Source organism: Mangrovihabitans endophyticus (genome assembly GCF_014646155.1).
Taxonomy (GTDB): Bacteria; Actinomycetota; Actinomycetes; order Mycobacteriales; family Micromonosporaceae; genus Actinoplanes; species Actinoplanes endophyticus.
The window spans coordinates 62,985-71,936 of the sequence record NZ_BMMX01000029.1 but is presented as its reverse complement, the minus strand read 5'-3'; the positions used below and the strand labels follow the sequence as shown (position 1 = coordinate 71,936).

Annotated in this window: 9 protein-coding genes; 4 read left to right on the top strand and 5 right to left on the bottom strand. The window is 71.9% G+C overall.

All coding sequences use genetic code 11. From position 1 onward, the window contains the following. Positions 1-1,232: 1,232 nt before the first annotated feature. Positions 1,233-2,264, bottom strand: a complete 1,032-nt coding sequence (locus tag IEY73_RS24305) for a LacI family DNA-binding transcriptional regulator (protein WP_189081622.1) — start codon at positions 2,262-2,264, stop codon at positions 1,233-1,235. A 34-nt stretch (positions 2,265-2,298) separates the two neighbouring features. Beyond that, on the bottom strand, positions 2,299-3,234 hold the full coding sequence (gene dapD, locus IEY73_RS24300) for a 2,3,4,5-tetrahydropyridine-2,6-dicarboxylate N-succinyltransferase (RefSeq protein WP_189081621.1): 936 nt from the start codon (positions 3,232-3,234) through the stop codon (positions 2,299-2,301). Between the two features lie 104 nt (positions 3,235-3,338). Here dapD and dapE point away from each other — a divergent pair, with 104 nt between their 5' ends. Then, on the top strand, positions 3,339-4,418 hold the full coding sequence (gene dapE / locus IEY73_RS24295) for a succinyl-diaminopimelate desuccinylase (RefSeq protein WP_189081620.1): 1,080 nt from the start codon (positions 3,339-3,341) through the stop codon (positions 4,416-4,418). A 92-nt stretch (positions 4,419-4,510) separates the two neighbouring features. On the opposite strand, the gene IEY73_RS24290 is transcribed toward dapE, so the two are convergent. Then, positions 4,511-4,684, bottom strand: a complete 174-nt coding sequence (locus IEY73_RS24290; RefSeq protein WP_189081627.1) for a hypothetical protein — start codon at positions 4,682-4,684, stop codon at positions 4,511-4,513. Positions 4,685-4,887: 203 nt separating this feature from the next. On the opposite strand from IEY73_RS24290, the gene IEY73_RS24285 reads away from it, so the two are divergent. Together IEY73_RS24285 and IEY73_RS24280 are read left to right on the top strand one after the other, a co-directional pair. Then, entirely contained in the window at positions 4,888-5,664 is a 777-nt protein-coding gene (locus tag IEY73_RS24285) for an LOG family protein (protein WP_189081619.1), read from the top strand. Between the two features lies 1 nt (position 5,665). Continuing rightward, positions 5,666-6,262, top strand: coding sequence for an LOG family protein (locus tag IEY73_RS24280; RefSeq protein ID WP_189081618.1), 597 nt, complete (start codon positions 5,666-5,668; stop codon positions 6,260-6,262). On the opposite strand, the gene IEY73_RS24275 is transcribed toward IEY73_RS24280, so the two are convergent. Next, complete coding sequence (locus tag IEY73_RS24275; protein ID WP_229716112.1) at positions 6,212-7,306, bottom strand: threonine aldolase family protein; 1,095 nt, start codon at positions 7,304-7,306, stop codon at positions 6,212-6,214. The genes IEY73_RS24280 and IEY73_RS24275 overlap by 51 nt on opposite strands. An 88-nt stretch (positions 7,307-7,394) precedes the next feature. Between IEY73_RS24275 and IEY73_RS24270 the strand changes: the two genes are divergently transcribed. Beyond that, positions 7,395-8,135 (top strand): class I SAM-dependent methyltransferase, encoded by a 741-nt coding sequence (locus tag IEY73_RS24270; protein WP_189081616.1) that lies wholly within the window; start codon positions 7,395-7,397, stop codon positions 8,133-8,135. 14 nt (positions 8,136-8,149) lie between these two features. Here IEY73_RS24270 and IEY73_RS24265 read toward each other — a convergent pair whose 3' ends face one another. Beyond that, positions 8,150-8,881 carry a class I SAM-dependent methyltransferase gene (locus IEY73_RS24265; protein WP_189081615.1) on the bottom strand — a complete coding sequence of 244 codons (732 nt, stop codon included), beginning with the start codon at positions 8,879-8,881 and terminating at the stop codon, positions 8,150-8,152. Positions 8,882-8,952: the final 71 nt, after the last annotated feature.

Below are 8,952 nucleotides of genomic sequence, written 5' to 3'. Positions count from 1 at the left end.
CGCCCTCACGACGCCGCCCCCGCTCTCACGCCGCCGCCCCCGCTCTCACGCCGCCCCCGCTCTCACGCCGCCGATCTTGGAGTTTGCGGTCCGATTAGTACGGCATGTCCCTCTTAAACGGGCACAACAAGTCCAAGATCGACGGGGGCCCACGGGCCACACTGGAGTGCCCGCGCCGATCTTGAGGAAAGCGGGCCCGCTTTGAGGGGACATGACCGACTCACCCGACCACAATGTGCATGATCGGCCCCAACACCCGACCGGCGGCCCCCGCACCCGACCGGCGGCCCCCGCACCCGACCGGCGGCCCCGCACCCGACCGGCGGCCCCGCACCCGACCGGCGGCCCCGCACCCGACCGGCGGCCGGGCTGCCGCCGCGCACCCGGGCTGCCGCCGCGCACCTGACCCCGGCACGACCGGCCGCCACCCGACCAGCCGCCACCCGACCAGCCGCCACCGACCACGCGCGCCCACCGCTGCCACCCGACCGGCCGCCACCCGGCTGGCCGCCGCATACGGCCACTGGATCAGTCGTCAGCGGTCCAGCGGGTCGTCGGTGGTCGTGGGCAGCGGTGGGCGCGCGTGGTCGGTGACGGCTTCGTCCGCCGGGTCCGGGATGTACGGGGGCATGTGCGGGGGTGTGCGGCGCGGTTCAGCCGTGGGAGCACCCGTGCCCGTGTCCGCCGGGTCGTGGCTTTCCGGCGGCATTACCTGCGGCGCGGCGCCCGGTCCGGTGGTGGGCACCTGCGCCGGGCCGCCCGCGGGCCCGCCTCCGGGCGGCGGGGGCCCCGCCGGCGGGCGTCCCTTGGGCGCTTCCGCATCGCCGGGTCGCGGCGGGGGTCCACCGGGCGGGGGACCACCGGGCGGAGGTCCACCGGGCGGAGGCGCACCGGGCGGGGGACCGCCGGGCGGAGGCGCACCGGGCGGGGGACCACCGGGCGGAGGCGCACCGGGCGGGGGCGGGCCGACGGACCTCACCACCGGTGGCACCGAGCCGGATGGCTCGGACGTTTCCGGCGGGGTGGGCGGCACCGGCGTGGCACGGGACACCGGAGTTTCCGGCTCCGCCGAGGGGCCGACGGCGGCGACGGTCACCGGAATGCCGAGCGCCAGCGCGGCCACCACCGACGCTCCGATGATTGTGCGTTGGGACGGCATGATCCCCCAGTTCTCGGTCCGCTGGACGACACCGAGGAAGGTACCGATCCGACGCGCCGAGTTCCCTCCCCCGTCAGGGTGACGCCGCACGCGAGGGTGCCCCGACCGAGGCCCGCAACCGGGCCGGCATCGGCAGGCGACGCACCTCGGCGTCCGCGGTTTCACCCACCAGCGCCTGCACCGCATGCCAGCCCAACTGGTAGTGCGGCAGCGAAATGCTGGTGAGCTGGGGGCGCAGCCAGGCGGCGAGCTCGGAGTCGTCGAAGGACACCACCGACACATCGCCGGGGATCGCCCGGCCGGCCTGGTGCAGCCCCTGGTAGGCGCCCAGGGCGATGCGGTCGTTCAGGCAGATCAACGCCGACGGGCGGAGCCCGTCGGCCAGCGCCCGGCACAGTGCGTCGTACGCGGAATCCGGCCACCAGTGGCATCCCACCGTGCCGGCCAGCCGGGTGCCCGCCGCGGCCAGCTCGTCGCGGATGCCGGTCAACCGCTCGCGACTGGCGAAGACGTGATCCGCGGGGTCGCCCACCAGATAGATCCGGTCCCGATGACCGGCTTCCAGGACGATGCGGGCGGCGGTGTGCCCCGCGTCGGCCTCGTCCGGGATCACCGCGTGATGAGTCGGCCGGGCACCACGGGTCAGGCAGTTCATCAGCACCACCGGCTGCCCGCGGAGCAGCTTCGGCAGCCGTACGTGACGGGTGAACATGCTGGCGTAGACGAACGCGTCGACCTGCCGGTCCAGGAAGTCCGAGATCAGCTTCTGCTCGACCACCGGATCGCCTTCGGTCTCGCCGATGAACAGCAGATATCCGTGCGAGACGGCGGCGGCCAGGCTGCCGTGGATGGCCCGTCCGGCGTACGGGTCGGAGGCGATGGTGTCCGACACCAGGGCGATCGTCTTGGTCACCTTGGTCCGCAGGCTGCGCGCCATCAGGTTGGGCCGATAGTCCAGTTCCTGGGCGGCCCGCATCACCCGATGCCGGGCATCCTCCGAGATCCGCATGTCGGTGTGGCGTCCAGTCAGGACGAACGACGCGGTGCTGCGGGACACGCCGGCCCGTTGTGCGACCTGGGCAAGGGTCGCCCGTTGCGGCGGCATGCCCACGAGTCTGGCACGCCGCCGCGACGGCGGGTCAGTCGTTGGCGTGCAACGCCGCGTTGAGGTGGATGCCGGTGCCCTTGCGGGGCCGCGCTTCCAGCCCGCCGGTCACCGAGTTGCGCCAGAACAGCAGCCCGTCGACCCCGGACAGCTCGCGAGCCTTGACCACCCGGCCGTCCGGCAGGGTGACCTTCGCGGCCGCGGTGACGTACGTGCCCGCCTCGACCACGCAGTCGTCGCCCAGGGAGATGCCGGTGCCGGCGTTCGCGCCCAGCAGGCTGCGCTCACCGATGCGCACCCGGTCCGTACCGCCGCCGGAGAGGGTGCCCATGATCGAGCTGCCGGCGCCGATGTCCGAGCCGTCGCCGACCACGACGCCCTGCACGATGCGACCCTCGACCATCGAGGTGCCCAGCGTGCCGGCGTTGAAGTTGACGAAGCCGGGCTGCATGACAGTGGTGCCCGCGGCCAGGTGCGCGCCCAGGCGCACCCGGTCGGCGTCGGCGATGCGGACTCCGGCGGGCACCACGTAGTCGGTCATCCGCGGGAACTTGTCCACTCCGTACACGGCGAGGTGCCGGCCGGCCACCCGTTCGACCATGCGCAGCTCGTCGACCCGGTTCGGCGGACACGGGCCGGCCGAGGTCCAGGCCACGTTGGCCAGCATGCCGAAGATGCCGTCCAGGTTCTGCTCGTTCGGCCGGACCAGTCGGTGGGACAGCAGGTGCAGACGAAGGTACGCGTCCGAGGCGTCCTTGATCGGCTCGTGCAGCGCCGCGATGGTGGTGCGCACTTCGACGGTGGACAGGCCGGGCAGCGCCTTCGGCCCGGTCAGCCCGACCGGCAGCGCGGGCGCGTCGGCGGGCGGATCGCCCAGGCCGAGGTGGCCGGCCGGGTACCAGGTGTCCAGCACCTGCCCCTCGGCGGTGACGGTGGCGAGGCCGATGCCCCAGGCTGCTGAGGTGTTCACGACCGCACCTTACTAAAGCCTGTTCCGGCGGCCGGGGACTGGCCCGTGGCGGGGCGCGGGCGCGAACCGGAAGCAGGTTCACCATCGGCCGGTATGGTGCGGTCATGGCCAACCCGCTCACCCAGGACGTGCTGGTCGATCCGGTTCTGCTCACCCGCGCACTGGTCGACATCGAGTCCGTGTCCCGCCATGAGAAGGCGATCGCCGATCATGTCGAGGACGTTCTGCGACAAGCTCCGCATCTGCGTACCGACCGCCTGGGGAACACCGTCATGGCGCGTACGGATCTCGGGCGGGATCAGCGGGTGGCGCTGGCCGGGCACGTGGACACGGTGCCGATCGACGGCAACTTCCCGTCCATGGTGTCGGAGGACCTCATCTTCGGCTGCGGCACCTCGGACATGAAATCCGGCATCGCGCTGGCGCTGCACCTGGCCACGACGCTGCCCGACCCCCGCCACGACGTGACGTTCCTCTTCTATGAGGCGGAAGAGATCGAATCGCAGTACAACGGGCTGCATCTGGTGTCCCAGTCGCGCCCGGAATGGCTGCGGGCCGATTTCGCCCTGCTGCTCGAACCGACGTACGGCTTGATCGAGGCGGGCTGCCAGGGCACCCTGCGCGCGGTGATCAAGACGGCGGGCCGCCGCGCGCACACCGCCCGCGCCTGGCGCGGCGTCAACGCGATCCACGCCGCGGGCGAGGTACTACGCCGGCTGGCGGATTACCGTCCGCGCGCGGTGACGATCGATGGATGCACATACCGCGAGGGTCTGAACGCGGTGCGGATTCACGGCGGCGTGGCCGGCAACGTGGTGCCGGACGCGTGTGCGGTCGAGGTGAACCTGCGGTTCGCCCCGGACCGCACCGAGAAGCAGGCGCTGGAGCACGTGCAGGAGGTGTTCGACGGTTTCGACGTGGAGGTGACCGACTCGGCGCCCGGCGCGCTGCCCGGTTTGCGTGCCGCCCCCGCGGCCGAGTTCATCACCGCGGTCGGCGCACGGCCGGAGGCGAAGCTGGGCTGGACCGACGTGTCCCGGTTCGCGGCGATGGGCGTGCCGGCGCTGAATTACGGCCCGGGTGATCCGATGCTGGCGCACGCACCGGATGAGCACGTCGAGATCGGGAAGATCCGCGACGGGGCGGCGACCCTGCACCGCTGGCTCGGCTCCACGCAGGAGTGAAGCCCGCCGGAGTGAAGCTCGTCCGGGTGAAGCCCGCCGGAGTGAAGCACGTCCGGGTGACGCACGGCCGGCCGGGTGCGGAGGCGACCGGTTCAGTGCTCCATGGCGACCCGGCCGACCGCTCGCGGCTGGATCTCCACGGTGGTGTCCGGGTCGTACGGCTTGCGCGGCGACCGTGCCAGCGCCATGCGCCGCTCCTCCACCACCAATTGGATGCGGCGCTGCATGCGGCGCTGCCGCTTGATGTTCTCGTATCGGCTCGGCACGGCCCTGCTCCTTCACCCGTGGTTTCGCGGTGCCCACCTCGTTGTTTCGCTGCGACCCCTCGGGTCTTCGTCACTGCACAGACGCCCCCAAAGCCACCGTGCGTTGCTTCAATCTGGCAAAAAGGCGGCGAGGCCGCAATCCCGTTGCCGAAACGGGACCCGTTATTCACCGGTCACTGTCCGTCCGCACTACCGTGGGGACCATGACGGACAGCCCGAGCACGCCTCCCCGGACAATGTCGGAGCGTCACCGCGGGGCGGTAACTCTCCGGCGTGACGCGGTGCCGCCGAGCACCGCCGACGAGAAGCTGCTCGACTCCCACTACCGCCGGGAGTGGAAGACCAAGGACGCATGGCGGGCGCTGCGGATCCTGTCCGAGTTCGTCGAGGGCTTCGACACCCTCGCCGATCTTCCGCCCGCGGTGAGCGTGTTCGGGTCGGCGCGCAGCAAGCCGGACAGCCCGGAGTGCGAGATGGCCGCCGGTCTGGGCGCCGCGCTGGCCGAGGCGGGCTATGCGGTGATCACCGGCGGCGGTCCGGGCGTCATGGAGGCGGCCAACCGGGGCGCCACCGAGGCCGGCGGAATGTCCGTGGGGCTGGGCATCGAGCTGCCGTTCGAGCAGGGCCTCAACGACTGGGTGGACGTCGGCATCGACTTCCGCTATTTCTTCGTCCGCAAGACCATGTTCGTCAAGTACGCGCAGGCTTTCGTGGTGCTGCCCGGGGGCTTCGGCACGCTCGACGAGCTGTTCGAGGCGATCACTCTCGTGCAGACCAAGAAGGTGACCCGGTTTCCGGTGGTCCTCATGGGCAGCGGGTATTGGTCGGGTCTGCTGTCATGGATGCGGGAGGCGCTGCTGGAGGACGGCAAGATCAGCGTCGCCGACCTGGACCTGATCCACGTCACCGACGACGTGGCGGAGGCCGTCCGGTTCATCGTGCAGGCCGACGCGACGCTCGCCGACACCGGAAGGAAATGACGTGGCGGCGATCTGTGTCTTCTGCGCCTCGTCCGACGCGCTCGATCAGCGGTGGCTCGATCTCGCCCGGGACACCGGGCGGGAGCTGGGCCGCCGCGGGCACCGCCTGGTCTCCGGCGGCGGACGCGTGGGGATGATGGGCACCGTCGCGGAAGGGGCGCGCACGGCGGGCGCGCACACCCTCGGCGTCATCCCGCAGTCGCTCGTCGATCTTGAGGTCGCCGACGTCGCGTCGGACGAGCTGATCGTCACCGGCGACATGGGCGAGCGCAAGAACGTGCTCATCGAACGGTCGGACGCCTTCGTCACGCTGCCCGGCGGCATCGGCACCCTGGACGAGCTGTTCGAGGTGTGGACCACCGCCAGCCTCGACCTGCATCGCAAGCCGATTGTGTTGCTCGACCCGGACGGGTTCTATCAGGGCCTGCTGAGCTGGTTGAGCGCACTGGCGGACACCGCGTTCGTGCGCCGCGCGGCGATCGAGCAGATCACCGTCGCGGACTCCGTCCCGGCGGCGTTCGACGTGGTCGAGGCGGCCTTGGCAGGCTCAGCCGGCCAGCATGCCGAGGGTGGACGCGACGAAGTCGGGCGTGTGTGACAGCGTTCCGCGGCCCACGGCGAGTTCGGCTCGCACCACGCCGGGCACGCCGGTCTCCACCGGCCGCGGCCACACCCACAGGCCGTCCTTGACGGCCAGCCGTTCGGCGTGCGCGGCGAACCGATCCGCAGTGGTTTCGAACAGCACATTCATCATCGGCGTCTGCGGCGGATCCGGAACCACGCGCACGCCCGGCGTGGTAGCCAGCGCGGCGGCGATGGCTTGCGCGTGCGCCATCCGTACGGGCATCTCCGCGAGGGCGCCCGGCAGCAGGGTGAGCGCGGAACCGGCCGCCGGCCACATCGCGTGCAGGGTGCCGCCCATCCGCGAGCGCCATTCCCGCACCTGCGCGACCACGTCCGTGGTGCCGGCCACGCAGCATCCCGGCAGCGCCCCGACGCCCTTGTAGAAGGACACATAGACGGTGTCGAACAGCTCGGCGATCACCGACGGCGGCTTGCCGTACCCGGCGGTGGCCTCCCACAGCCGGGCGCCGTCCAGATGCGCCGCCGCGCCGTTCTCCCGGGCCCACGTGGTCTGCGCGACCAGGTCGTCCCAGTCCGGAAGCATGCCGCCGAGGTCACGCTGAGGCAGCTCCAGCACCAGCGCGGCGGGCGGCTCGGCGACCCGCCCGAGATCGCGCGACTCGATCACCCGGTCCGGCTCGCCGACCTCCCGCCCGATCAGGCCGTGCAGGCGGGCGTACCCGCCGCCCTCGTGCCGGGGCAGGTGGCAGTACGGATGCCAGCAGACCGTACGGCGAGAACGCTGTTCGGCGTGCACCCGCAGGGTGGCGGCCTGGGCCATGGTGCCGCTGGGCAGGAACACCGCGGCGGGCTTGCCGAGCAGGTCGGCGATGTGGTGTTCGAGCACGCGGACGACGCCGCCTTCACCGTAGACGTCCGGCTCGACGTCGGACCCGATGGCGGCGAGCAGATCGGCCGGCCGGATCAGCCCGTTGCCGAGGAACGAATCGGTGCAGGCGGCGCGGCGGGCCCGGATCTCGTCGTCCATCCGGACAGTCTCCACCATGTCACCCGGCACGCCCTCGCACCCTTGCCGCTTCGACCCGCGTACGGGGGCGACCATGCCGCCGCGCGCCGGCACCGGGCGTGCCGTTACGGTCGACGACATGCACACCGCGCGCGGATACGACGAATTGGTCGGCGAAGCGGCGACCGTACCGATCGTCGGCTGGGAATTCGCCTGGCTGGACGGACGCGTGGACGGCGGAGATCCCTCCTGGTCCTATCCCGGGCTCGCGCGGGCGCTGTTGCGCCACGCGCACACCGTTCTCGACCTGGACACCGGCGGCGGCGAACTGCTCGCCGAGCTGGCACCGCTGCCCGCCGGCACGGTCGCGGTGGAGACCTGGACGCCGAACATCCCGGTGGCCCGGGACCGGCTGGTGCCGTACGGCGTGGAGGTACGCACCGAGATGCCGGCCGGGGAGGACGAGTTCGACCTCGTGCTCAGCCGGCACGGGCGGCTGCCCGCCGACGACATCGCCCGGCTGCTCGCCCCCGGCGGCACCCTGCTCACCCAGCAGGTCGGCAGCGACGACCTGGCGGACCTCAACGAAACCCTGGGCGCCCCGCCGCTGCACCTGCGCCGTTGGAACGCAGGCGTGGCGGTGCAGAGCCTGGAGGAGGCCGGGCTGGAGATCGCGGACGTGCAGGAGGAACGGATCCCGGTCCGGTTCCGCGACGTCGGCGCCATCGTCTACCAACTGCGGGCGGTGCCGTGGCAGGTGCGCAACTTCGACCTGCACCGGTACGAGCGACGGCTGCGCCGCCTCGACGCGGAGATCCGCGCGGTGGGGCATTTCACCGCGTACGCGCATCGTTTCCTGATCGAGGCCCGGCATGCCTGAGCCGGCCGAGGGGTTCAGGCCGCCTCCGCGCGGCGGGCCAGCACCAGCGTCGTGCGCAGATCCATGGTCACCGTGTCACCGAGCGCCGCGTCCAAGCCGTCGAGGATCCGCCGCTGATTTGCGGGCGGATTGCGAAGGTACGGGGAGAACGTCTGCATCAACCGGAGGTACCGTTCCTTCGCCCAGACCGGGCGGCTCCGCCATTCGCGGACACGCACGTCATCCAGCACCCCGGCGGCAGTGATCTCATCCCGCACCCATTGCGGATCCCGGCCCCGCGCCGAGGGGTCGACTCCGGTGATCACCGCCTCGATGGCCGCGGACACCTCCGGATCCGCGTAGCCGTAGTTGTGGCCGAAGACGGCCAGTGTGCCGCCCGGTGCGAGCGCCGCCCGGACGCGCCGGTCGCGCGTCGGCGGGTCGAGCCAGTGCCACGCCATGCCGCACCCGATCAGATCCACACCGCCGGGTGGCGGGGCCCAATCCTCGAAGGTGCAAACGTCGACGCGTACGTGCGGAAACCTGCCCCGCAGCACGGCGGCCATCCGCGGATCGGGCTCGACGCAGGTGATCGCCGCGCCGAGCCCGGCGAGCAACTCGGTGCCCTTGCCCGTCCCGGCACCGAGATCGGCGACGGTGGCGGGCACACTGCCGTGGTAGGCCACGACCGCGTCACGGATCTGTTCCGGATAACCGGGGCGCACATCGTCGTACATCGCGGCAATCTCGCCGAAGAGCTGCGTCATCGGCTCAACCTACGCGGCAGGCGGGCGCGCCGACGGCGCGTTTTCCGCGGTTCGGGACGGGTACGTACGGG

Coding starts and splice junctions, on each gene's coding strand:
- IEY73_RS24305 (WP_189081622.1), bottom strand. CDS start 2,264: ATGCCGCCGCAACGGGCGACCCTTGCCCAGGTCGCACAACGGGCCGGC.
- dapE (WP_189081620.1), top strand. CDS start 3,339: ATGGCCAACCCGCTCACCCAGGACGTGCTGGTCGATCCGGTTCTGCTC.
- IEY73_RS24285 (WP_189081619.1), top strand. CDS start 4,888: ATGACGGACAGCCCGAGCACGCCTCCCCGGACAATGTCGGAGCGTCAC.
- IEY73_RS24265 (WP_189081615.1), bottom strand. CDS start 8,881: ATGACGCAGCTCTTCGGCGAGATTGCCGCGATGTACGACGATGTGCGC.
- IEY73_RS24270 (WP_189081616.1), top strand. CDS start 7,395: ATGCACACCGCGCGCGGATACGACGAATTGGTCGGCGAAGCGGCGACC.